Raw genomic sequence first — 21,530 nt, 5'->3', positions numbered from 1 at the left:
GGCTGGTGCCTTGCAAGCGCGGGCAACGCCGCAGACGGCCCCTTTGCGAAGCAACCCGAAGGGAAGCTCGCCACAGCCCGCCCCTCGGCGTTGCGTTCCTTGTGCGTGCGGACGCACGCACGGCGTCACGCGCCTTGATGGGCGGGCTGTGGCGAGCTTCGCGACCCCTTGCATAGCGTTAACAGGCCCTAGTTCATCTGCAGCGGAATCGTCACCGGCCCGTCGTTGAGCAGGTGCACCTGCATGTCGGCGCCGAACTCGCCGGTCGCCACCACCGGATGCACGGCACGCGCCTGCGCCACGAAGTATTCGTAGAGTCGCCGCCCCTCGTCGGGCGGCGCGGCCAGCGTGAAACTGGGGCGGTTGCCGCCGCTCACATCGGCCGCCAGCGTGAACTGGCTCACGACCAGCAGCCCGCCGCCGATGTCCTGCACGCTGCGGTTCATCTTGCCGGCCTCGTCCGGGAAGATGCGCAGCTTGAGGATCTTGGTGAGCATGCGACCGGCGAGCGCATCGCCGTCACCGCGCTCGGCACACAGAAGGATCAGGAGACCGGCATCGATGGCGCCGACGGTCTCGCCGGCGATGTCGACGCGCGCGTTCGCGACGCGCTGGAGGATGGCTTTCACGGATGTTGTGGTTCCACGATTTGAGTCGCGCGCGCTTCCATGGTCAGCGGCAGCAATTGGATGGTGACGCGCAGGCCGGGCACGGCGTCCATCAGGGCCTGCTCCAGTTCGTCGCGCATGCCGGCGGCACGCTGCAGGGTCCAGTCGCCGGGCACGTGCATGTGCAGGTCGGCGAAGCGGCGCTGGCCGGCGCCGCGCGTCACCATGTCGTCGAAGCGCAGCCGGTTGCCATCGGGCTGGCGTGCCGCGAAGGCATCGAGCGTGGCACGCACGGTCGCGAGCGTTTCGGCGTCGAGGGCCTCGTCCATCAGGCCCTGCGACGAGCGCCACACCAGCTTGAAGCCTTCGCGCGCGATGTTCAGCGCCACGCCGATGGCCAGCAGCGGGTCGAGCCAGAGCCAGCCGCTGAAGTGCACGGCGACGATGCCGACCACCACCCCGGCCGAGGTCCAGACGTCGGTCATCAGGTGGCGGCCGTCGGCCTCCAGTGCAATGGAGCGGTAGGTGCGCGCCGCACGGAACAGCGCAACGGCCAGCGCCGCATTGAAGCCCGAGCTGACCACCGACAGTGCCAGGCCCCAGCCCAATTGCTCGAGCGGCTGGGGCGACAGCAGCCGCTGCACGGACACCCAGAGGATCGCCGCTGCGGCCCCGATGATCAGGATGCCTTCGAAGCCAGAGGAAAAATACTCGGCCTTGTGATGGCCGTAGGGATGATCCTCGTCGGCCGGCCGCTCGGCGATGGTCACCATGGCCAAGGCGAACATGGCGCTGGCAAGATTGACGAAGGACTCCATCGCATCGGAGATCAGGCCCATCGAATTCGTGATGTAGCCTGCCAGGCCCTTGAGCACGATCGTGAGCAAGGCGACGGCGACGGAGACGCGGAGCAGTGTTTTGGGCGTGAGCGCCATGGACAATCGGAGCGGCTTATCGACAAAAGACGACGCCAAAAGCGGCAAAAGGCCGCAAGATGACGCTGAATTATGGGCGCAGTGTCCATGTGTAACGCCTTCGCCTTAGTATTTATGACTATTGCGAAACATTCCATTCGCAGAGAGTCGGACGATGAAAAATTTCCTGATCGCTTGGGGTGGCCTCACCCTGCTGGGCGCCACCCTGCTGGCCCAGGCCCAGACGTCTCCGCCCGCCCCGGCAGCGCCGGTTGCGGCCACCGCCGAGCTCCAGGCCGGCTTCGTGAAGTCGGTGCGCGGTGACGTGCAGCTGCTCAGCGGCGCCGGCACCGCGCGCCGCGCGAGCCCGGGCGATGCGCTGGGCGCCGTGGACCGCATCGTGACGGGCCCGGACTCCTCGGCCTCCGTGGTGCTGCGCGACGACACGACCCTGGTGGTCGGCCCCTCGTCGCGGATGGACCTGAAGGAGTTCCACTTCGACGCCACCACGCGCGACGGCGGCCTGCTGGTGTCGCTGCTGCGCGGCTCGATGCGCATGATCACCGGCCTGATCGGCAAGACGAACCCGGACGCGGTGCGGGTCGAGACGCAAACGGCCACCATCGGTATTCGCGGCACCGACTTCATCGTGCAAGCCGACGCCCAGCCATGATGACGATGACGTTGCACCGCCCTCCACTCCTTCTTGCAACCGCACTGACCACCGTATTCCTTGCCGCTTGTTCGACGCCGGGCACGCGGGTGGTCCTGCTTCCGCAGGCCGACGCCACGCCGTCCGCCGTCGTGGTGCGCGCCAAGGACGGGGAAGAAGTCCTCTCCAAGCCCTACCAGCGGGCAACGGCCGCAGTGGGCGCCAGCGGCGCTCCGGTGGTCGACCAGGCCGATGCGGCCCGGGTTCAGGCCGAGAACAAGCCGCTTTTCGACATGCGTCCACCTCCGCCGCAGCGCTACACGGTGTTTTTCGAGGTCGGCGGCACCACGCTGACCCCGGCTTCGCAGCAGATCATGACCGAGGCGCTGGCGGCGGCGCTGGCGCGCAGCGGCGGTGACATCGTGGTGACGGGCCATACCGACACCAAGGGCAGCGGCGAGCAGAACGACCAGTTGTCGCGCCGCCGGGCGCAGGAAGTGGTTCAGCTGTTCGTGGAGCGCCAGTTCCCGGCCAGCCGCATCGAGGCGGTCGGCCGCGGCGAGCGCGACCTGGCCGTGCAGACCGCCGACGAGGTGGACGAGCCGCGCAACCGGCGCGTCACCATCGAAGTCCGGTAATCGATCAGCTCAGCGTGACCCGCGCAAACTTGCGCTTGCCGACCTGCACCACGTAGCTGCCCGCGGGCAGCTTCAGTGCCTTGTCGCTGATCACCGCCGAATCGACCCGCACGCCGCCGCCGTCGATCAGGCGGTTGCCCTCCCCGGCTGAAGACGCCAGATTCGCCTGCTTGAGCACCTGCGCGATGCCCAGCGGTGCGCCAGCGAGCGACACCTCGGGAATCTCGTCCGGCACGCCGCCCTTGCTGCGGTTGATGAAATCCTGCTCGGCCGTGTCGGCCGCCGCCGCGCTGTGGAAGCGCGTGGTGATTTCCTTGGCCAGCGCAACTTTCGCATCCTTGGGGTTGCGGCCGCCCGCAATCTCCGTCTTCAGCGCTTCGATCTGTGCCAACGACTGGAAGCTCAGCAGCGTGTACCAGCGCCACATCAGGTCGTCGGAAATCGACAGCACCTTGGCGAACATGGTGTTGGGGTCTTCGCTGATGCCGATGTAGTTGTTCTTGCTCTTGGACATCTTTTCGACGCCGTCGAGCCCCTCCAGCAGAGGCATAGTGAGTATGCACTGCGGCTCTTGGCCATATTCCTGCTGGAGATGGCGGCCAACGAGCAGGTTGAATTTCTGATCGGTACCGCCCAGCTCGAGGTCGCTCCGGAGCGCCACCGAGTCGTAGCCCTGCATCAGCGGGTAGAGGAACTCGTGCACCGAGATCGACTGGCCGGCCTTGAAGCGCTTGTTGAAGTCGTCGCGCTCCATCATCCGGGCCACCGTGTACTTGGCGGCAAGCTGGATCATGCCGCGGGCGCCCAGCGGGTCGCTCCACTCGGAGTTGTAGCGAATCTCGGTCTTTTCGGGGTCCAGCACCAGGCTGGCCTGCCTGTAGTAGGTCTGGGCGTTGGCCTCGATCTGCTCCCGGGTGAGCGGCGGGCGGGTGTTGTTGCGCCCGGAGGGGTCGCCGATGGTGCTGGTGAAGTCGCCGATCAGGAAGATGACCCGGTGTCCCAGGTCCTGGAGCTGGCGCATCTTGTTGAGCACCACGGTGTGTCCGATATGAATATCCGGGGCGGTCGGATCGAGCCCCAGCTTGATGCGCAGGGGGGTTCCGGTGGCCTCGGCGCGCTGGAGCTTGCGCACCCACTCGTCCTGGGGCAGCAATTCATCGGCGCCGCGGAGGGATATTTCGAGCGCACGTCCTACACTATTTGAGAGGCTCATGGATGTAACAGATTCGGCGTTCATGGGCTTTTTTTAGCTGACTTTGGGTTGCCGAAGCTATACTCAGCCCGACCTTTCAAGCGCCGAATTCTAAGCGGCGCTTTTTCCGCACCGTCTCCTGCCGCCCTGAACGCACTGGGCCTTGCAGCACGGATTTGCAGAACCTGAGCTGGAATTCAAAGTTTGATCAACGGCATTCTTGCCGCCGAGGAGCTTCTCGCTTCTCGCGTGGCCTATACGTTCCGGACCTACCCCAAGCAGATCACCGCTGTCATCGCGGCGGCCTTGCTGAGCGCCGGCACCCTCGCGGTGGCCTCGCTGGGTCCTGACGCCTCCGACCTCCCGGTCCACCAGATTCTCGAAGCCACCGCGCCCCAGTCCTTCTCGGACCAGACCGCTTCGCTCGAAAACTTCAGCTTCACGCTGTTTCGCACCGATATCACCCGCTCGAGCGACACGGCCGAGGCCCTGCTGAAGCGCCTGGGCATTTCCGACCCCGCCGCCACCGCCTTCGTGCGCGGCAGCGGCGAAGCTCGCAATGCGCTGTTCGCCCGCGCCGGCCGCACCATCACGGCCGAAGCCACGCAGGAAAACCAGCTCAAGAAGCTCAGCGCCCGCTGGATTCCCGACGGCGACGGCGGCTTCAAGCGCTTCGTCATCGAGCGCACGCCGGTCGGTTTTGTCGCCCTCACCGAGCGCGATACGCTGACGCCAGGCTCCCGCCTTGCCAGCGGCACCATCCGCACCTCGCTGTTCGCCGCCACCGACGACTCGCGCATTCCCGATGCGGTGGCGAGCCAGCTGGCCGACATCTTTGCAGGCGACGTCGATGTGCGCGCGCTGCGCAAGGGCGACCGCTTCGCCGTGGTCTACGAAACCTTCGAAGCCGACGGCCAGGCGCTGCGCAGCGGCCGCGTGCTCTCGGCCGAGTTCGAGAACAACGGCAAGATCCACCAGGCCGTGTGGTTCCAGCCCCCGGGCGCGGGCCAGAAGGGCAGCTACTACCGCCCGAACGGCGACAGCCTGCGCAAGGCCTATCTGGCCACGCCGGTCGAGTTCTCGCGCGTGTCGAGCGGCTTTGCGATGCGCATGCATCCGATCCTGAACAGCTGGCGCCAGCACAACGGCATCGACTACGCAGCGCCCACCGGCACCTCGGTGCGTACGGTCGGCGACGGCACTGTCGATTTCGCGGGCACGCAGAGCGGCTACGGCAACATCGTCATCATCAATCACCGCAACAACCAGCAGACCGCGTATGCGCACCTGAGCCGCGTCGACGTCAAGGCCGGCGACAGCGTGACCCAGGGCCAGACGGTCGGCGCGGTGGGCTCCACGGGCTGGGCCACCGGACCTCACCTGCACTTCGAATTCCGCGTGGGCGGCGTCTACCAGGACCCGACTTCCATCGCGCAAGAAGGCGGTGCACCGATCACCGCGGCACTGCGCCCGGCCTTCGAGCGGATCGCCGTCGGCGCCCGCACCGAGCTGGCTGCAGCGTTCTCCGTCATCCAGGCCAGCGCGGACTGATCCGTCCCGCAGCGCAGCCTTCTCGCGTCGAACCCGGAATGGCTGCCGAACTTTTCATCGGCCTGATGTCGGGCACATCGCTCGACGGCGTCGACGGTGTGCTCGCAGACTTTTCCGACGGCCGCATCGCGGTGCAGGCCTACGCCACCGCCGAGTTTCCCGTGTCCTTGCGCGCAGAGCTCATGGCGCTCAACACGCCGGGCGACAACGAACTGCATCGCGCGGCGCTGGCTGGCAACGAACTCGCCACGGCCTATGCCGGCGTGGTCCACCAGCTCCTGGCGGACAGCGGCGCCACCGCCGGAGCGATCGTCGCCATCGGCGCGCACGGGCAGACGGTGCGCCACCGGCCGCTCGAGTTCGACGACGTCGGCTATACCCTGCAGATCAACAACCCCTCGCTGCTGGCCGAACTGACGGGCATCGACGTGGTCAGCGACTTTCGCAGCCGCGATCTCGCTGCCGGCGGCCAGGGCGCTCCGCTGGTGCCGGCGTTTCACCGCGCACTGTTTGCGCGCGCCGACGAAACCGTTGCGGTGCTGAACATCGGGGGCATTTCCAACCTGAGCCTGCTGCCGGCCACCAACGCACCCGAGGGCGCCATCGTGCGCGGCTTCGATTGCGGACCCGGCAACGCGCTGATGGACCACTGGTGCCAGACCCACCTGGGCCAGCCCTTCGACCGCGGCGGCCAATGGGCAGCCAGCGGACAGGTGCTGCCCGAATTGCTGGCACAACTGCGGGCCGAGCCGTATTTCACCCAGTCGCCGCCGAAAAGCACGGGGCGCGACCTGTTCAATCCGACCTGGCTCGCCACCTGCCTCGGTACCACGACCATGGCACCGGCCGATGTGCAGGCAACGCTGGCCGAATTGACCGCCAGCACCTGTGCAACCGACGTCGCCAGCCACGGAAAAGACAGCAAATTGCTGATCGTGTGTGGCGGTGGCGCGCTGAACGACCATCTGCTCGAGCGCCTGCGCGCGCTGCTTCCCGGCGTGCAGGTGGTGGCGTCGGCCGAACAAGGCCTGCCGCCCCAGCAGGTCGAGGCCGCGGCATTTGCCTGGCTCGCCCGCTGCACCGTGCGGCGCGAAGCGGGCAATCTCGCCAGCGTGACCGGCGCGCGCGGGGCACGGGTGCTGGGCGCCATCTACCCCGCCTGAGGGCCACCCGGTCCGTCAGCCCTGACCGGAAACTTCCGGCTGCGCAGGGTGGGCAGCACGCACTTCTGCCGGCAAATGCCAGAATATCAGCGCAGATGCCACCGTGATCAGCCCCATGCTCGCAAAAGTGGCCTGAAAGGCGTCCAACGTGCGGGCCGGCGTCTCGGCACCGAAAATGCCGTTGTAGCCTGCCAGCACGGCACCCGCGGCCGCCACGCCCAGGCTCATCGCCAGCATCTGCACCATCGACAGCAGGCTGTTGCCGCTGCTGGCCATGCTGCCGTCCAAGTCCTTGAGCGTGATCGTGTTCATCGCCGTGAACTGCAGGGAATTGACCGCRCCGAAGGCCAGCAGCTGCAGCACATGCAGTACCACAGGCTGGTCGGGCGCCGTCAGGCCAAAGCTGGCCATCGCGAGCCCCACCAGCACGGTATTGACCACCAGCACCCTGCGGTAGCCGTGGCGCGTGATCAGCGGCGTGGCAAAGCGCTTCATCGCCATGCCGGCCAGCGCGATCGGCAGCATCATCAGCCCCGCACGCAACGGCGAATAGCCCATGGACACCTGCAGCAGCAGCGGCACCAGAAAAGGCATGCAGCTGCTGCCGAGCCGCGAGAACAGGTTGCCGATCAGGCCGATGCTGAGCGTCGGCACGTTGAACAGCGATGGCGCGAACAACGGCTCGGGCGTGCGCGCCGCCCGCAGCCAGTAGGCCACCACGCTCGCGAAGCCGAAGATCAGCACGACCATCACGCCGCCCTGGCGCAGCCCCAGTTCGGACACGCCGTCGAGCGCCAGCGAGATCGCCACCATGCCGAAGGCCAGCATCCCGTAGCCCACGCTGTCGAAACGCTTCTGGATGACGCCGCGCAGGTCCGGCATGTACTTGAGCGTGGCGATGCAGCCTGCCAGCCCCACCGGCACGTTGATCAGGAAGATCCAGTGCCAGGAGGCGTACTGCACCAGCCACCCACCCAGCGTGGGGCCCAGCAGGGGCCCGATGAGCCCCGGGATGGCGACAAAGCTCATCGCCTGCAGGAACTCGCCGCGCGGCACGGTTCGCAGCAGCGCCAGGCGCCCCACGGGCAGCAGCAAGGCGCCGCCCAGGCCCTGCACCACCCGCGCAGCCACCAGCTGGCCCAGCCCCTGCGACAGGGCGCAGAGAACCGAGCCGACAGCAAACAGCACGATGGCCGAGAAGAAGATGCGCCGCGTGCCGAAGCGGTCGGCGATCCAGCCCGAAGCCGGGATCAGCATCGCCATGGTGAGCGCGTAGGCCACCACCACCGACTGCATGCGCAGCGGGCTTTCGCCCAGGCTCGCGGCCATCGCCGGCAGCGCGGTGTTGATGATGGTGGCGTCGAGCGTCTGCATGAAGAAGCCGACGGCCACGAGCCACAGCAGGCTCTTGCGGGAGGCATCGACGGTGGCGGGGGCGGCCTCGGACGTCATGGAAGAAGAAGAAAGGAGGCAAGAAACGACAGGCAGCAAAAAGCCGCCCGGAGGCGGCTTTTTCGATGAGGCCTTGTCAGCAGCATCCAGGCATCAGGCCGAGAAGCTCGATCCGCAGCCACAGGTGCTGGTGGCATTCGGGTTCTTGATCACGAACTGGGCGCCTTGCAGGTCTTCCTTGTAGTCGATCTCGGCGCCGACCAGGTACTGGTAGCTCATGGCATCGATCAGCAGCGACACGCCATTCTTGGTCATGGTGGTGTCGTCTTCGTTGGTGATCTCGTCGAAGGTGAAGCCGTACTGGAAGCCGGAGCAGCCGCCACCCTGCACGAACACGCGCAGCTTCAGTTCGGGGTTGCCCTCTTCGGCGATCAGGTCGGCGACCTTGGCGGCCGCGCTGTCGGTGAAGACGATCGGCTCGGGCATCTGGGTCTGGATGTTTTCGGCTACGGCGCTCATGGGGTGATTACTCCTGGGGGGCCGAACAAGCGGCCAATGAAACGAATGCTACTGCAATGCCGCATTTCCGGCAGGCAGACTGTGGCGTGCACCCCTACGCAAGTGGGGTTGGATGGCAGCCTGCCAAGGTGCAGCAACGAAAAAGCCGCCCAAAGGCGGCTTTTGTGTTCGCAAGGAACAGGATCAGCGCTTGCTGAACTGCTTGCGGCGACGGGCGGAGTGCAGACCGACCTTCTTACGCTCGACTTCACGCGCATCGCGCGTCACGAAGCCGGCTTGGCTCAGCACGGGCTTGAGCGTTGCGTCGTAGTCGATCAGCGCACGGGTGATGCCGTGGCGCGTTGCGCCGGCCTGGCCCGATTCGCCGCCACCGTTCACGTTGACCATGACATCGAATGCTTCGAGGTTGTTGGTCAGCGCCAGGGGCTGCTTGGCAATCATGATCGAGGTTTCGCGGCCGAAGAACTCTTGGATGTCCTTGCCGTTGACCGTGATCTTGCCGGTGCCTTTTTTCAGAAACACACGGGCGACGCTCGATTTGCGACGGCCGGTGCCATTGTTCCATTCACCAATCATTCTCAAGGCTCCTTACAGTTCCAGCACTTTGGGCTGTTGGGCGGTATGCGGGTGCTCAGCACCACCGTACACCTTGAGTTTCTTGATCATCGCGTATCCGAGCGGGCCCTTGGGCAGCATGCCCTTGACAGCCTTTTCCAGGGCGCGGCCCGGGTGCTTGGATTGCATGTCGCGGAAGTTGGTCGCCGTGATACCGCCGGGATAGCCCGAGTGACGGTAGTACACCTTGTCGATCGACTTGGCGCCGGTGACGCGCAGTTGCGCTGCGTTGATGATGACGATGAAGTCACCGGTATCGACGTGAGGCGTGTAAATGGCCTTGTGTTTGCCGCGCAAACGGAGAGCAACTTCGCTGGCTACTCGTCCGAGGACCTTGTCGGTCGCGTCAATCACAAACCACTCGTGCGTCACGTCAGCGGGTTTGGCGCTGAACGTTTTGGTCATGAGTTTTTCTCTTGAAAAGAGGGTTTGGCGAGCCCTTTTCCACGGTCGGCGTTCCTCTGACGGGAATCTCTTAGGTGGGTTTCACGCCTCCCCGCCTGCAATGGGCGGGGGGATGTGCCTTCGCCGCGGGGCCACAAAAACGCTGCGAAGCCCGCGATTATACGAAGAATCGGCCCCTCGAAGCAAATTGAAGCCTGTCAAGGGGCCCGAGACGTTACCATCCTCCCCCTATGTTCAGTTACCGCCACGCCTTCCATGCCGGCAACCACGCCGACGTGCTCAAGCACACGGTGCTGATTGCCACACTCGACCACCTGCTTGAAAAAGAGGCAGCCCTGACGGTCGTCGACACCCACGCGGGCGCCGGCCTGTACCGGCTCGACGGCGACTACGCCGGAACCAGCGGCGAGGCAGCCGATGGCGTGCTGCGTCTGTTTTCCGAGGCAACAGAGCCTGCTGCGCCCGCCCCCGCAGCCAAATCAGCTACAAAAAAGGTAGCGCCCAAAGCAGACGTCCCGGTGGCCGACGCGATTGCGCGCTACCTGAGCGTGATCCACGACTTCAACCCCAAGGGTGGCGCCCGCGTCTACCCGGGTTCGCCGTTCATCGTGCACCACCTGCTGCGCGACCACGACAAGCTCAAGCTGTTCGAGCTGCACCCGACCGACGCACGCACGCTGGACGCCAACATCGCCCAGCTCGAAGCCGGCCGCCAGATCGCGGTGCTGCGCGAAGACGGGTTCGGCAGCGCCACAAAGTTCCTGCCGCCGCCCTCGCGCCGCGCCCTGGTGCTGATGGACCCGAGCTACGAGATCAAGAGCGACTACGGCCGCGTGCTCGACTTCGCCGCCGAGGCGCTCAAGCGCTTTGCCACGGGCACCTACGCCATCTGGTATCCGATCATTCCGAGGCCTGAGGCGCACGACCTGCCGCGCCGGCTCAAGACCATGGCGACCAAGGCCGGCAAGCCATGGCTGCATGCCACGCTGACGGTCAAGTCGAGCAAGCTGACGGCCACGTCGACCGGCGAGACCAAGCGCCCCGGACTGCCGGCCAGCGGCATGTTCCTGATCAACCCGCCCTACACCTTGAAGCCGCTGCTCGCGGCGGCACTGCCGCAACTGGTCGAGAAACTGGCGCAGGACCGCCACGCCACCTTCTCGCTCGACAGCGGCGGTTGACCAGGCCCTTCAACGGCGGCGGCGCGGCGGCACGATCACCTTGCGGCGCGCCGGGACAGTGGCCTTGGCGCGTTCGGCCCCCGGTGCCACCGGCGCCGCGACATCGGCCGGCTCCACAGCGACACCGCCGCAGCGCATGCCCGCGGGGCCGACGACCGACAACGCCACCTGCTTGATCCCGAGCCCCGTCAGGCCGATACGGTCGGCCGCAGCCCGGCTCAGGTCGATCACACGGCCTTGCGCATAGGGTCCGCGGTCGTTGATGCGCACCAGCACCTCGCTGCCATTGACCAGGCTGCGCACGCAGACACGGGTGTTGAACGGCAGGGTCTTGTGGGCGGCCGTCATGGCCATCATGTCGAAGCGCTCGCCGTTCGCCGTCTTGCGCTGGTGGAACTGGATGCCGTACCAGGACGCGCCACCGCGTTCGAAGATTTCGCGGCGGCCGTCGTCACCAGGCACGCCGTCGTCGGGCGTCAGCTCGCCGGTGCCCGACACCGCCAGGTCGTAGCGCACCGAAGGCACGCTCGAGCGTGCCGCAGCACCCGGCGGAACCGCCAGCCCCGCCGACAGCGGCCGCAGGCGCGAGCCCGCCGCGGCGCCCGGATCGGCGCCCTCGGAGGCGGGCGGCATGGCGCAGCCCGCGAGCACGCAGGTGGCGGCGACGAGCGCGAAACGAACACCCGCGCGCAGCGACCACCCCGCCGCTCCTGCCGCGCCCCCACTCAATCGAGGCGCTCCAGTACAGCCAGCGTCGCCGCCGACTGGTTCATCGTGTAGAAGTGGATCGCGGGTGCGCCACCGTCGCGCAGGCGCGCGCAGAGGTCGGTCACCACGTCGAGGCCGAAGGCCTTGATCGATGCCGTGTCGTCGCCGAAGCCCTGCAGCCGCAGGCGGATCCAGCGCGGGATCTCGGCGCCGCAGGCGTCCGAGAAGCGCATCAGCTGTGTCGAGCTCGTGATCGGCATGATGCCCGGCACGATCGGCGTGTCGAGCCCGAGCTTGCGTGCGTCGTCGACAAAACGGAAATAGGCCTCGGGGCTGAAGAAGTACTGCGTGATGGCCGAATCGGCCCCCGCTCTCACCTTGGCGGCAAAGGCCTGCAGGTCGGCTTCGGGCGAACGCGCCTGCGGGTGCACCTCGGGGTAGCAGGCCACCTCGATGTGGAAATCGCGGCCGGTCTCTTCGCGGATGAAGGCGACGAGATCGCTCGCATAGTGAAACTCGCCGCCGACGCCATAGCCGCTCGGCAGATCGCCACGCAGCGCGACCAGTCGCTTCACGCCCATGGCCTTGAGTTCGGCCAGTTGCTCGCGCACCGTGGCCTTGGTGGCGCCGATGCACGAGAAGTGGCTCGCGGCGTCGACGCCTTCGCTCAGGATCTCCTGCACCGCACCGAAGGTGCCTTGGTGCGTGGAGCCGCCGGCGCCGTAGGTGACAGAGCAGAACTCGGGCTTGCGGACATACAGCTGCTGGCGCACAGCGCGCAGCTTGACCGCGCCTTCGGGCGTCTTGGTCGGAAAGAATTCGAAACTCAGCGGAAGGCGCACCTGCGTCTCCTTAAGGGCCGTTCGCATGGACGGCGTGAATGAAAAACTCGCGGTTCCCGTCGCCGCCGGCGATCGGGCTGTCGAACCACTGCAGCACCCGCAACTCGAGCGCCTCGCAGGCATCGCGCAGGCGCTTTTCGACCACCGCATACATGGCCTCGTCGCGCACGATGCCGCCCTTGCCGACCTGCCCGGGCTGCAGTTCGAACTGCGGCTTGACGAGCATCAGCAGATGCCCGTCCGCAGCAAGAAAAGGCACCACGGCCGGCAGCACCAGCGTGAGCGAGATGAACGACAGGTCGCCGACGACGAGGTCGAACTGCGACTCGCCATCTTCCCCCAGATCGTCCGGCGACAGGGCCCGCGCATTGACGCCTTCGATGGCCTCGACACGTTCGTCCTCGCGCAACCGCGCATGCAGTTGCCCGTGGCCGACATCGACACCCACGACCTTCGTCGCGCCGCGCTGCAGCAGGCAGTCGGTGAAGCCGCCGGTCGACTGGCCCACGTCGAGGCACAGCTTGCCGGCGGCATCCACGCCGCTTGCCGCAAGCGCGCCCTCGAGCTTGAGCCCGCCGCGCGAGACATACCGCGCCTCCGCCGCATCGTCGAGCTCGAGCTCGGCGGATTCGGGCACTTCGTCGCGGTTCTTGACAACGGAGCGCCACGCGTCGCTCGTGCCCGCATCGCGCCAGCGCATACCGCCGGCGATGAGCCGCACGGCCTGCGAACGCGACGCGGCGAGGCCGCGTTCCACCAGCAATTGATCGGCGCGCATGTGCGCTATCAATACCGGTACGTGTCCGGCTTGTACGGGCCGTTCTTGCTCACGCCGATGTAGGCCGCCTGCGCGTCGGTCAGCTCGGTGAGCATCGCGCCGACCTTCTTCAGGTGCAGGCGCGCGACCTTCTCGTCGAGGTGCTTCGGCAGCACGTAGACCTTGCCGGCCTGGTAGGCGTCGGGCTTGGTGAACAGCTCGATCTGGGCGATGGTCTGGTTCGCGAACGACGACGACATCACGAAGCTCGGATGGCCCGTGCCGCAGCCCAGGTTCACGAGGCGGCCCTTGGCCAGCAGGATGATCTTCTTGCCGTCGGGGAAGGTGATGTGGTCGACCTGCGGCTTGATCTCTTCCCATTCGTACTTCTCGATCGACGCGACATCGATCTCGTTGTCGAAGTGGCCGATGTTGCAGACGATGGCCTGGTCCTTCATCCTGGCCATGGTGTCATGCGTGATGACGTCCTTGTTGCCGGTGGTGGTCACGAAGATGTCGGCCTTGTCGGCGGCGTATTCCATCGTCACGACCTTGTAGCCTTCCATCGCGGCCTGCAGCGCGTTGATCGGGTCGATCTCGGTGACCCACACCTGGGCGCTCAGCGCGCGCAGTGCCTGGGCCGAGCCCTTGCCCACGTCGCCGTAGCCGGCCACGCAGGCCACCTTGCCGGCGATCATCACGTCGGTCGCGCGCTTGATGCCATCGACCAGCGATTCGCGGCAGCCGTACAGGTTGTCGAACTTGCTCTTGGTGACCGAGTCGTTCACGTTGATGGCGCGGAACAGCAGCGTGCCCTTGGCGCTCATCTCGTTCAGGCGGTGCACGCCGGTGGTCGTTTCTTCGGTCACGCCGATGATCTCGGCGGACTTGCGGGTGTACCAGGTCGAATCGACGGCCAGCTTGGCCTTGATGGCGGCGAAGAGAATGCGCTCTTCTTCGCTGCCCGGGTTGGCGAGCACGCCCAGGTCCTTCTCGGCGCGCTGGCCCAGGTGCATCAGCAGCGTGGCATCGCCGCCGTCGTCGAGGATCATGTTGGGGCCTTCGCCCTTCGAATCCTTGGGACCGAAGTCGAAGATGGCGTGGGTGTAGTCCCAGTAGTCCTTCAGCGACTCGCCCTTGATCGCGAACACCGGCGTGCCGCTGGCTGCGATGGCAGCGGCGGCGTGGTCCTGCGTCGAGAAGATGTTGCACGAGGCCCAGCGCACGGTGGCGCCGAGGGCTTGCAGCGTCTCGATCAGCACGGCCGTCTGGATGGTCATGTGCAGCGAGCCCGTGATGCGCGCGCCCTTCAGCGGCTGCGCCTTCGAGAACTCTTCGCGGATGGCCATCAGGCCGGGCATTTCGGTTTCCGCGATGCGGATTTCCTTGCGGCCCCAGGCAGCAAGGGACAGGTCGGCGATCGCCTGATCGGCGGTCGAAACGGGGGTGGGCTTGAGAACAGCGCTCATGAGAACTCCAAAACTGGTTTGAAAGATGCCACTGCGTACGGGGAAAAGACTCACCGCGAGAACAGCGGGTGAGCGTGGTTGCGATGTGGTCCGAGCCTCACGCCTGACGGCGCTGCAACGCTCCTCGGAACGGCGGATTGTAGACGGGGCGGTGGATCAAGCCAATCGGTGGGATATCCCACATACCGGAAAGCAGGCTTCATCTTCGAGGCGTACATTGATTCGCACCTCAACCACGGAAACCCCGCCCATGTTCTCCAGAATCCGCTCGACCCTGCTGGCCTCGGCCGCCCTTCTTGCCGCCGGCGCGCCGGCTCTTGCCTCCGCACAGGCCGCCTCCGATCCCGTCCGCATCCGCGGCACCATCGTCCGCGTCGACGCGAAGACCCTCGTGGTCCAGGACCGCGGCGGCGAAGTCGTCAGCCTCGCGCGGCCGGCCGACATGCCCGTGTCGGAGGTCTACCGCATCAAGCTGTCCGACATCAAGCAAGGCAGCTTCATCGGCACCGCCGCCATGCCACAGGCCGACGGCACGCAGAAGGCACTCGAAGTGGTGGTGTTCCCCGAGGCCGCGCGCGGTACCGGCGAAGGCCATCGCCCGTGGGACCTGCTGCCGCAAAGCACCATGACCAACGCCACCGTCGCCGACCTGGCCGCGGCGCCGAAGTCGGTGCGCGGCGGGCAGCAACTGCGGCTGACCTACAAGGGCGGCGAGAAGACCGTCGTCGTGCCGCCCGATGTGCCGGTCGTGACCTTCCGCCCCGGCACCGAGGACCTGCTGGTGCCCGGCGCCAAGGTGCTGGTCAACGCGCAGGAAAAGAACGGCACGCCCACGGCGCTGCGCGTGACGGCCGGCCGCAACGGCTTCGCGCCGCCGATGTAACCCAAGGGAAATCCCGCAGGCATTTTTGTCGTTGCGGTGATCTTGGCCATGCCGGTGCGGCGTATCGTGGCGAAGGACTTTTGCCGTCCGGCCGGTCCTTGCCATCCATCCGTTCACCCGACACAGGAGATACCGCACCATGGCCACTGCCAAGAAAGCCGCCGCCAAGAAGACCACTGCCAGCAGTAGCAGCAGCAAGGCGGCCGCCCCCAATGCCGCCGACATGCTCAACCCGCTCAAGAACCTGAAGGGCATGACCGATCGCCTGCAGAACCTCAACCTGACCAGCGGTGCGGGCAAGCTGCTCGACAGCGGCCGCAAGGACCTGGAGGCGCTGATGCAGGCCAACGAGCGGTCCTACCAGGGCCTGCAGACCGTGGTGCAGCGGCAGACCGAGATGATCAAGAGCGCCATCGGCGAATGGCAGACGGCGGCCAAGGAAATGCCCGGCAAGGACGCCAAGGCCAACCTGGCCAAGCTCGACGAACTCGGCCGGCAGTCGTTCCAGCGCGCCATCGACGACATCAAGGAACTGGCCAACCTCGCCGCCAAGTCGCAGGCCGATGCCTTCGACGTGGTCCGCCAGCGCATTCAGGCCAACGTGGACGAAGTGACCAAGCTGCTGCAGCGCAAGTAAGCCAGGCGCAGGCCATGACCGCCGTCCCACCCCGTACCGAGCGGCGCACGCGCGCCAACGGCATCGAGCTCGCGTGGGACAGCTTCGGCGACTCCGACGCATCGCCGCTGGTCCTGATCATGGGCCTCGGCGCCCAGATGGTCGCCTGGGACGACGCGTTCTGCGCCCGCCTCGCCGAAGCGGGCGGGCACCGCGTGATCCGCTTCGACAACCGCGACATCGGCCATTCGACGCACCTGCCGCAGTTCGGCGTGCCCGACATCCAGGCGCTGATGATGCAGGCCATGGCCGGCAAGCCGCTGCAGGTGCCCTACACGCTGCGCGACATGGCGGCCGATTGCATCGGCTTTCTGGATGCGCTCCACATCGAGCGAGCCCACATCGTCGGCGCCTCGATGGGCGGCGCCATCGGGCAGGAGATGGCCATCCACCATCCGCAGCGGATGCGCTCGTTCACCAGCATCATGTCGACCACCGGCAACCCGGCCCTGCCGCCGCCCACGCTCGAAGCGATGGCGGTGCTGTTCTCGCCCACGCCGCTGAGCTTCGATGCCTACCTGCCGTACTACAGGAAGGCGTGCCATGTGCTGCGCGGCGCCGACTTTCCGATCGACGAGGCCCATGATGCCGAGCGCGCGCAGCTCATCTTCCTGCGCGGGCTCAATCCGGGCGGCGTGGCGCGCCAGCTGGCGGCGATCTTCGCGTCCGGCAACCGCAAGCCTGCGCTGCGCGACGTGCGAGTCCCCACGCTGGTGATCCACGGCGACACGGACCCGCTCGTGCCGGTGGCCTGCGGTGTCGATGTGGCCGACGCGATCCCCGGGTCGACGCTGCTGCGCATTCCGCGCATGGGGCATGCGCTGCCGATTCCGATGTGGCCGGAGATCATCGGCGCCATCGTCGCGCACACGGCGCAGCTTCGCGATCATTGATCGACGACGGGAGCTTCTCTCCATGAACCAGTTTTCCTCCCTCGACCCGATGGCCATGTGGCGCGAACTCACGGCCCAATGGGAAAAAAGCACCAACGAGTTCGCCAACGAGGCCATGGCCTCGGACCCGTTCCGCCAGGGCATGCACGGCGGCATGAACGCCTCGCTCACGGCGCAGAAGGCGCTGGGCGACCTGATGGCGCGCTACCTCACCCTGCTGAACCTGCCGACGCGCGCCGACATCCAGGCACTGGGCGAGCAACTGCAGCGCATCGACGATCACCTGGCGAACATCAGCCGTGCAGTGGAAGGCGGGCGCCGTCCGGCGGCCAACGCGGCCGCCGATGCGCCGGCCAAGCCGCGCCGCACCAGGCAGCCGCCCCGACCACCACCCGTTGCTGCGGCACCGAAGCGCACCGCCGGAAAGCGCGGCCGCACATGAGCTCCGTCGCCGATGCACTCGCCCTGCCGGACATCGGCGCCGAGATCGAGCGTGCGATCCAGCGCAACATCAAGGGCCTCGACTTCCTGACCTCGGCCGCGCCCGCCGTGGGGCAGACGGCCAGGGACGAAATCCACCGCCGCGGCACGCTGAGCCTGTACCACTACCGCCCGCTGGTCGACGAGATCTACCGCGTGCCGCTGCTGATCGTCATGGCGACCACGAACCGCGGCTATATCCTCGACCTCGCGCCGGGCCAGAGCATGGTCGAGCACCTGCTGCTCCAGGGCTATGACGTCTACATGATGGATTGGAATGCGCCGCGCCCCCAGGAAAAGCAACTGCGCATCGAAGACTACGTGCTCGACTTCATCCCCGATTCGCTGCGGCGCGTGCAGGAGCGCTCCGGCGAGGAGGACGTCACGCTCGTCGGGTACTGCATGGGGGGCGTGCTCTCGACGCTCTACGCGACGCTGCACCCCGACGGTCCGATGAAGAACCTCGTGCTCTTCACCACGCCCATCGACTTCAGCCGCATGAAGCTCTTCCATGCGTGGTCGGACCGCCGCTACTTCGACGTCGACCGGCTGATCGACACCGTTGGCAACGTGCCGCCCGAGATGCTGTTCGCCTCGTTCGACATGCTGCGACCGGCCGGCCGCAGCGCCGGCGTCGTGCAGCTCTGGGACAACATGGCCAACGACGAGTTCGTCAAGTCGTACCGCATGTTCGACCGCTGGGGCGCGGAAATGCTGCCGCTGGCCGGCGAGTACTTCCGCCAGACCGTGAAAGAGCTGATGTGGGACAACAAGCTCTACAAGAACGAGCTGGTGCTCGGCGGCCGCAAGGTGCTGCTGAAGAACATCCTGGTGCCGGTGCTGCATGCGCTCGCGCAGCACGACCACATCGTGCCGTACGAGGCCGGCCAGCCGCTGATCGCCAACATCGGCTCGGCCGACAAGGAAGAGGTCGTCCTCAAGGGCGGCCACGTCAGCCTGGCCGCGGGCGCCAACGCAGTGCGCCGGCTGTGGCCCAAACTCGATGACTGGCTTGGAGTGCGCTCGACATGACCATCACTGTTGCATCTTCTTCGCGCCCCTACCCGCGCACCGTGGCCAACAGCGACGGCGACATCGAGCTGCGCCTGATGACCGCTTACGACGCGGCGGCCGTGCTGGCCTTCGCGCAGGCGCTGCCGGCGCACGACCTGCTCTTCCTGCCGCGCGACATCACGCAGCCCAAGGTGATGGGCGCCTGGGTCCGTGCCATCGAGCGCGGCGACATCGACAGCGTGCTTGCGCTGCGCGGCGGCACGGTGCTCGGTTGCGYGGCGGTGATCCGCGATCCGCACTCATGGTCCGGCCACGTGGCCGAACTGCGCGTGCTGGTGACGCCCGCGCTGCGCGGCAGCGGCCTGGGCCAGCAGCTCGCGCAGGAAGGCTGTTCGCTGGCCGTCGAACGCGGGCAGGAAAAGATCGTCGCGCAGATGACGGTCGACCAGCGCGGTGCGATTGCCGTGTTCCAGGCCCTGGGCTTCCGGCCCGAGGCCCTGCTGAGCAAGCACGTGAAGGACCAGCAAGGCCAGGCGCATGACCTCGTGGTGCTGAGCCACGACGTGGCGCAGTTCGAGGCGCAGATGCGGGCGTATGGGGTGACGGAGGCGTTTTAAGGGCCTCGGGCGGGCGGTTTCGGGGACGCCTTCTAAAATCGGGGCATTCCCCCGCAGATTGCCCACCTTGTCTTTTGTCTCCGAAACCCGCCGCCGCCGCACCTTTGCGATCATTTCCCACCCTGACGCCGGCAAGACCACGCTGACCGAAAAGCTGCTGCTTTTCTCCGGCGCGATCCAGATCGCCGGTTCGGTGAAGGCGCGCAAGGCCTCGCGCCACGCCACCTCCGACTGGATGGAAATCGAAAAGCAGCGCGGCATCTCGGTGGCTTCGTCGGTCATGCAGATGCTGTACCGCGACCACGTGATCAACCTGCTCGACACGCCCGGCCACAAGGACTTCTCGGAAGACACCTACCGCGTGCTCACGGCGGTCGACTCGGCCCTGATGGTGATCGATGCCGCCAACGGCGTGGAAGCGCAGACGCGCCGGCTGATCGAGGTCTGCCGCCAGCGCGACACGCCCATCATCACCTTCGTCAACAAGATGGACCGCGAAGTGCGCGAGCCGCTCGACATCCTCGACGAGGTGGAGCGCGAACTCGGCATGCCCTGCGTGCCGATGACCTGGCCGGTCGGCCAGGGCAAGAGCTTCCGCGGGATCATGAACCTGCGCACGCAGACGATGACGGTGTTCGAGTCGGGCAGCGAACGGCTGCCGCACGACTTCGAGACCATTGCGCTGACCGAACGCGACACGCTCACCAAGCGCTTCGGCGCCGATTTCGAATCCGCCATGGACAGCATGGAACTGGCCACCGGCGCCTCGCCGACCTGGGACCGCGAGGCCTTCCTGGCCGGCAAGCAGACGCCGGTGTTCTTCGGCTCCGGCGTGAACAACTTCGGCGTGATGGAAGTGCTCGACGCGCTGGTCGACCTCGCGCCCTCGCCGCAGTCGCGCACCAGCACCACGATGGTCAACCGCCAGCCGGTGGTGAAGGAGATCCAGCCCGAGGACAGGGACTTCGCGGGCGTGGTGTTCAAAGTGCAGGCCAACATGGACGCCAACCACCGCGACCGCATCGCCTTCGTGCGCATGGCCTCGGGCAAGTACACGCCGGGCATGAAGCTCAAGGTGCAACGCACCTCGAAAGAGCTGCGTCCCACCAGCGTCGTGACCTTCATGAGCCAGCGCCGCGAAGCGGTCGAGGAGGCCTATGCGGGCGACATCGTGGGCTTCACCACCCACGGCGGCGTGCAGCTCGGCGACACCATCACCGATGGCGCGAGCCTGCAGTTCACCGGCCTGCCCTTCTTCGCGCCCGAGCTGTTCATGACGGTGATCCTCAAGAATCCGCTGCGCACCAAGCAGCTGCAGCAGGGCCTGGCCCAGCTCGGCGAAGAGGGTGCGATCCAGGTGTTCCGCCCCGAGGTCGGCGGGCCCATGCTGCTGGGCGCGGTCGGCCAGCTGCAGTTCGAAGTGGTGCAGCACCGCCTGAAGGCCGAGTACGACGCCGACGTGCGGCTCGAGGGCTGCCAGTACACCGGCGCACGCTGGATCACGGCCGATACGCCGGCCGAGCTGCGCGAGTTCGTCAACGCCTACCCGGTGCGCATGGCCAAGGACGCGGCCGACACGCTGGCCTTCCTGTGCACCTCGCCTTACGACGTGCGGCTGGCGCAGGAGCGTTTTCCGAAGATCCATTTCCATCCGCTGCGGGAGCACGCGGGGCTGGCACTGCAGAGCGCGGGGTAATCACGCCATGGAAACCTACATCCAGGTCGCCGGCCAAGGCCAGCTTGTAGAGACCGTCGTCGAACAGCGAGCCATGCTGACGATCACGGTCAAGGCGTCGAAGACCGAGGTTGCACTGGCAGAAGCCGGCAGCCTGCGCAATGACGCGATCAGGGCGCTGAAGAATGCGGGGCTGAGGCCGGACGAGATCAGCGAAGGCGGACGCGAAGCCTGGCAACCGTGGTACCGGAAGCGGAGCACGGGCCAGGAAGTCTCCCAGCGCGTGCTGGTCGCTTGCCGAGAGACCCGGCGTCTCTACCAGGCACTCGACGCGCTCCAACCTCTTTTCGAGAACGCCAGGTACACGCTGAACGTCGACATGCAGCAACCCCGCTTCGAAGCACCGGAGGGCGGCGAGGCCACGGCGCGGGCAGCGGCCATCCAGCAGGCGCGAACCAATGCCCTGGCCCTTGCCCAGGAAGCGGGTGCGACGCTGGGCGCCGTGGCGCAGATCGAGGAGTTGGGATCGCAGGCAGAGAGTTCGGGCGCGTATGGTGACTACCCATGGGCCGCAGCAGCCGGCGCCATCGCAATGGGATCAACGTCTACCGACAGCTTCGAGGAGCTGGCCGGCGCCACGCGCGTGCGCACGCTGCGCTACCGTGTTCGCTTTCTGATCGGCTGAG

General features: G+C 66.7%; 24 protein-coding genes and 1 riboswitch. Of the genes, 13 read left to right on the top strand and 11 right to left on the bottom strand.

What is annotated here, in order from left to right; translation table 11 throughout:
• Nucleotides 1–188: 188 nt before the first annotated feature.
• Nucleotides 189–629, bottom strand: a complete 441-nt coding sequence (gene dtd / locus AC1DXX_RS23470; protein WP_478136609.1) for a D-aminoacyl-tRNA deacylase — start codon at nt 627–629, stop codon at nt 189–191.
• The gene (locus tag AC1DXX_RS23465) at nt 626–1,543 is read right to left on the bottom strand and encodes a cation diffusion facilitator family transporter (RefSeq protein ID WP_478136608.1); all 918 of its coding nucleotides are present in this window, start codon (nt 1,541–1,543) and stop codon (nt 626–628) included. Before AC1DXX_RS23465 ends, dtd begins: the two co-directional genes overlap by 4 nt.
• Nucleotides 1,544–1,697: 154 nt before the next feature.
• Between AC1DXX_RS23465 and AC1DXX_RS23460 the strand changes: the two genes are divergently transcribed.
• Together AC1DXX_RS23460 and AC1DXX_RS23455 are read left to right on the top strand one after the other, a co-directional pair.
• The gene (locus tag AC1DXX_RS23460; RefSeq protein WP_478136607.1) at nt 1,698–2,195 is read left to right on the top strand and encodes a FecR family protein; all 498 of its coding nucleotides are present in this window, start codon (nt 1,698–1,700) and stop codon (nt 2,193–2,195) included.
• A 5-nt stretch (nt 2,196–2,200) separates the two neighbouring features.
• Nucleotides 2,201–2,812, top strand: a complete 612-nt coding sequence (locus tag AC1DXX_RS23455) for an OmpA family protein (RefSeq protein WP_478136606.1) — start codon at nt 2,201–2,203, stop codon at nt 2,810–2,812.
• Between the two features lie 4 nt (nt 2,813–2,816).
• Here the strand turns inward: AC1DXX_RS23455 and tyrS are convergent, their stop codons facing one another.
• Entirely contained in the window at nt 2,817–4,049 is a 1,233-nt protein-coding gene (tyrS, locus tag AC1DXX_RS23450; RefSeq protein ID WP_478136605.1) for a tyrosine--tRNA ligase, read from the bottom strand.
• Between the two features lie 159 nt (nt 4,050–4,208).
• Here tyrS and AC1DXX_RS23445 point away from each other — a divergent pair, with 159 nt between their 5' ends.
• Nucleotides 4,209–5,555 (top strand): peptidoglycan DD-metalloendopeptidase family protein, encoded by a 1,347-nt coding sequence (locus AC1DXX_RS23445; protein ID WP_478136604.1) that lies wholly within the window; start codon nt 4,209–4,211, stop codon nt 5,553–5,555.
• Between the two features lie 38 nt (nt 5,556–5,593).
• Nucleotides 5,594–6,718 (top strand): anhydro-N-acetylmuramic acid kinase, encoded by a 1,125-nt coding sequence (locus AC1DXX_RS23440; RefSeq protein WP_478136603.1) that lies wholly within the window; start codon nt 5,594–5,596, stop codon nt 6,716–6,718.
• A 15-nt stretch (nt 6,719–6,733) separates the two neighbouring features.
• Here the strand turns inward: AC1DXX_RS23440 and mdtD are convergent, their stop codons facing one another.
• The 4 genes from mdtD to rplM form a co-directional block, all read right to left on the bottom strand.
• Nucleotides 6,734–8,170 carry a multidrug transporter subunit MdtD gene (gene mdtD / locus AC1DXX_RS23435; RefSeq protein ID WP_478136602.1) on the bottom strand — a complete coding sequence of 479 codons (1,437 nt, stop codon included), beginning with the start codon at nt 8,168–8,170 and terminating at the stop codon, nt 6,734–6,736.
• 93 nt (nt 8,171–8,263) lie between these two features.
• A complete protein-coding gene (gene erpA, locus AC1DXX_RS23430) occupies nt 8,264–8,629 on the bottom strand; it encodes an iron-sulfur cluster insertion protein ErpA (RefSeq protein WP_013543663.1) in 366 nt (121 codons plus the stop codon).
• 183 nt (nt 8,630–8,812) lie between these two features.
• Entirely contained in the window at nt 8,813–9,205 is a 393-nt protein-coding gene (rpsI, locus tag AC1DXX_RS23425) for a 30S ribosomal protein S9 (protein ID WP_007827948.1), read from the bottom strand.
• A gap of 12 nt (nt 9,206–9,217) precedes the next feature.
• A complete protein-coding gene (gene rplM / locus AC1DXX_RS23420) occupies nt 9,218–9,649 on the bottom strand; it encodes a 50S ribosomal protein L13 (RefSeq protein ID WP_028259766.1) in 432 nt (143 codons plus the stop codon).
• Between the two features lie 230 nt (nt 9,650–9,879).
• Here rplM and AC1DXX_RS23415 point away from each other — a divergent pair, with 230 nt between their 5' ends.
• Nucleotides 9,880–10,830, top strand: coding sequence for a 23S rRNA (adenine(2030)-N(6))-methyltransferase RlmJ (locus tag AC1DXX_RS23415; protein ID WP_478136601.1), 951 nt, complete (start codon nt 9,880–9,882; stop codon nt 10,828–10,830).
• A gap of 9 nt (nt 10,831–10,839) precedes the next feature.
• Here the strand turns inward: AC1DXX_RS23415 and AC1DXX_RS23410 are convergent, their stop codons facing one another.
• The 4 genes from AC1DXX_RS23410 to ahcY form a co-directional block, all read right to left on the bottom strand.
• Nucleotides 10,840–11,463, bottom strand: coding sequence for a septal ring lytic transglycosylase RlpA family protein (locus AC1DXX_RS23410; protein ID WP_478136612.1), 624 nt, complete (start codon nt 11,461–11,463; stop codon nt 10,840–10,842).
• Nucleotides 11,464–11,555: 92 nt separating this feature from the next.
• Nucleotides 11,556–12,380: a methylenetetrahydrofolate reductase [NAD(P)H] gene (metF, locus tag AC1DXX_RS23405; RefSeq protein ID WP_478136611.1), complete on the bottom strand. Its 825-nt coding sequence runs from the start codon at nt 12,378–12,380 to the stop codon at nt 11,556–11,558.
• A gap of 10 nt (nt 12,381–12,390) precedes the next feature.
• Nucleotides 12,391–13,158, bottom strand: a complete 768-nt coding sequence (locus AC1DXX_RS23400; RefSeq protein ID WP_478136600.1) for a TlyA family RNA methyltransferase — start codon at nt 13,156–13,158, stop codon at nt 12,391–12,393.
• Nucleotides 13,159–13,166: 8 nt separating this feature from the next.
• Nucleotides 13,167–14,606, bottom strand: coding sequence for an adenosylhomocysteinase (ahcY, locus tag AC1DXX_RS23395; RefSeq protein ID WP_478136599.1), 1,440 nt, complete (start codon nt 14,604–14,606; stop codon nt 13,167–13,169).
• 63 nt (nt 14,607–14,669) lie between these two features.
• Nucleotides 14,670–14,738, bottom strand: a riboswitch (S-adenosyl-L-homocysteine riboswitch).
• 118 nt (nt 14,739–14,856) lie between these two features.
• On the opposite strand from ahcY, the gene AC1DXX_RS23390 reads away from it, so the two are divergent.
• The 8 genes from AC1DXX_RS23390 (at nt 14,857) to AC1DXX_RS23355 (ending at nt 21,529) form a co-directional block, all read left to right on the top strand.
• Nucleotides 14,857–15,489 carry a hypothetical protein gene (locus tag AC1DXX_RS23390; protein WP_478136598.1) on the top strand — a complete coding sequence of 211 codons (633 nt, stop codon included), beginning with the start codon at nt 14,857–14,859 and terminating at the stop codon, nt 15,487–15,489.
• Nucleotides 15,490–15,628: 139 nt separating this feature from the next.
• Entirely contained in the window at nt 15,629–16,126 is a 498-nt protein-coding gene (gene phaP / locus AC1DXX_RS23385) for a TIGR01841 family phasin (protein ID WP_478136597.1), read from the top strand.
• Nucleotides 16,127–16,140: 14 nt separating this feature from the next.
• On the top strand, nt 16,141–17,058 hold the full coding sequence (locus tag AC1DXX_RS23380) for an alpha/beta fold hydrolase (RefSeq protein WP_478136596.1): 918 nt from the start codon (nt 16,141–16,143) through the stop codon (nt 17,056–17,058).
• Nucleotides 17,059–17,080: 22 nt separating this feature from the next.
• A complete protein-coding gene (locus tag AC1DXX_RS23375; protein ID WP_478136595.1) occupies nt 17,081–17,500 on the top strand; it encodes a hypothetical protein in 420 nt (139 codons plus the stop codon).
• Nucleotides 17,497–18,570, top strand: a complete 1,074-nt coding sequence (locus AC1DXX_RS23370; RefSeq protein WP_478136594.1) for an alpha/beta fold hydrolase — start codon at nt 17,497–17,499, stop codon at nt 18,568–18,570. The genes AC1DXX_RS23375 and AC1DXX_RS23370 overlap by 4 nt, the downstream gene beginning before the upstream one ends.
• Nucleotides 18,567–19,169, top strand: a complete 603-nt coding sequence (locus tag AC1DXX_RS23365) for an N-acetyltransferase family protein (protein WP_478136593.1) — start codon at nt 18,567–18,569, stop codon at nt 19,167–19,169. The genes AC1DXX_RS23370 and AC1DXX_RS23365 overlap by 4 nt, the downstream gene beginning before the upstream one ends.
• A gap of 67 nt (nt 19,170–19,236) precedes the next feature.
• Nucleotides 19,237–20,865: a peptide chain release factor 3 gene (locus AC1DXX_RS23360; RefSeq protein WP_478136592.1), complete on the top strand. Its 1,629-nt coding sequence runs from the start codon at nt 19,237–19,239 to the stop codon at nt 20,863–20,865.
• 7 nt (nt 20,866–20,872) lie between these two features.
• A complete protein-coding gene (locus AC1DXX_RS23355) occupies nt 20,873–21,529 on the top strand; it encodes an SIMPL domain-containing protein (RefSeq protein ID WP_478136591.1) in 657 nt (218 codons plus the stop codon).
• Nucleotide 21,530: the final 1 nt, after the last annotated feature.

Source organism: Variovorax sp. P4_B10 (assembly GCF_056402375.1).
The sequence above is the reverse complement of the archived record's forward strand: the minus strand, read 5'-3'. Positions and strand labels throughout refer to the sequence as shown.